Raw genomic sequence first — 1446 nt, forward strand, 5'->3', positions numbered from 1 at the left:
ACCGCCAGCGCGGCCTTGATCAGCCCGCAAGCGCCCGCCGCCGCGTTCAGATGGCCGACGTTCGCCTTCAGCGTGCCCAGCGCGCAGCGCGCGTCGGCGGCGGAACGCTGGCCCAGGGCCGCGCCCAGCGCCGCCAGCTCCACCTCGTCGCCGATCGCCGTGCCGGTGCCGTGCGTCTCCACATAGCCTATCGACGCACCGTCCACCTCGCTGAGCGCCAGCGCCTGGCGGATCACGTCCTGCTGCCCGCGCCCGCCGGGCGCGGTGAAGCCCACCTTGGCCGCGCCGTCGTTGTTGACCGCACCGCCGCGAATCACCGCCATGATGGGGTCGCCGTCGGCCAGCGCGTCCTCCAGGCGGCGCAGCACCACCACGCCCGCGCCGTTGCCGAAGACGGTGCCGCTGCTGTCCGTGGTGAACGGACGGCAGGCGCCGTCCGCGGACAGAATGCTGCCCTCCTCGTACACATGGCCCTGCCGCTGCGGCAAGGCGACGCTGACGCCGCCCGCCACCGCGAAGTCGCACTGGAAGCTCAGCAGTCCCTGCATCGCCTGAACCACGGCGACGAGGGAAGTCGAGCACGCGGTCTGCAAGCTGATGGCCGGGCCGCCGAAATCGAGCCGGTAGGCAACCTGGGTGGCCAGATAGTCCTTGTCCACGCCCACCCATTGCTGCAGATAGCGGTTGGGCGACGCGCGGTCCAGCCGGTCGCGCACGTGGTCGACGAGATAATCGACACTGGCCGAGCCGGCCCAGACGCCGACGCGCGCGCCGCGCGCCGCGCCGTGACCGGCGCGCTCCAGCGCCTCGTGCACGCATTCGAGGAAAATCCGCTGCTGCGGGTCCATCGCCGCCGCCTGCGACGGCGGAATGCCGAAATAGGCCGCGTCGAATTGATCGACGCCGTCCAGCGGACCGCCGGCGCCGACGAAGCCGGGCTGGGCCAGCACCGTCTCCGGCACGCCTTCGCGGCGTGCCGCGTCCGCGCCAAAGCGTTCGATCGCGACCCGGCCGTCGGCTATCATCGACCAGAACTGTTCCAGGGTGCTGACGCCGGGCAGGCGGCAGCTCGCGCCGATGATCGCTACGGCGTCTACGGGTGTTGCATCAGTCATTACAAAGCCTCCTTGCGTGCGCGTACGCGCTGTCGATAGGCGCGTGCGCCGTCGATGTCCATCATTGGGGAAAGGTCCGCCTCGCCCGTATCGGCGCGCTCGGCGAGCGCCCGTATCGTGGCCAGCGAAAAGAAATCGACCAGCGGGGGCACCGCGACGCCGCGCGACGCCAGCAGCGCGCGCAGCCTCACGATGTGCATCGAGGTGGCGCCCGCGTCGAAGAAGCCCTGCCGCGGGTCTATCTCGACGCCGACCACCTCGGCGAAGGCGGCCAGCATCGTGGCCTCCAGCGAAGCGTCGCGCCGCGCCGCCGCGGCCGGCGTCGCCGGCG

2 protein-coding genes are annotated in these 1446 nt (G+C 71.7%); both read right to left on the bottom strand.

Annotation, left to right across the window (positions count from 1 at the left end; translation table 11 throughout):
- A partial coding sequence (locus LQT98_RS23900) for a beta-ketoacyl [acyl carrier protein] synthase domain-containing protein (protein WP_231465752.1) occupies positions 1-1115 on the bottom strand: 1115 nt, incomplete at its 3' end.
- Positions 1115-1446: acyl carrier protein (locus tag LQT98_RS23905; RefSeq protein ID WP_231465754.1), on the bottom strand; the 332-nt coding region annotated here is incomplete at its 5' end. The genes LQT98_RS23900 and LQT98_RS23905, both read right to left, overlap by 1 nt.

The organism is Chromobacterium aquaticum, assembly GCF_021129195.1.
Lineage (GTDB): Bacteria > Pseudomonadota > Gammaproteobacteria > Burkholderiales > Chromobacteriaceae > Chromobacterium > Chromobacterium aquaticum.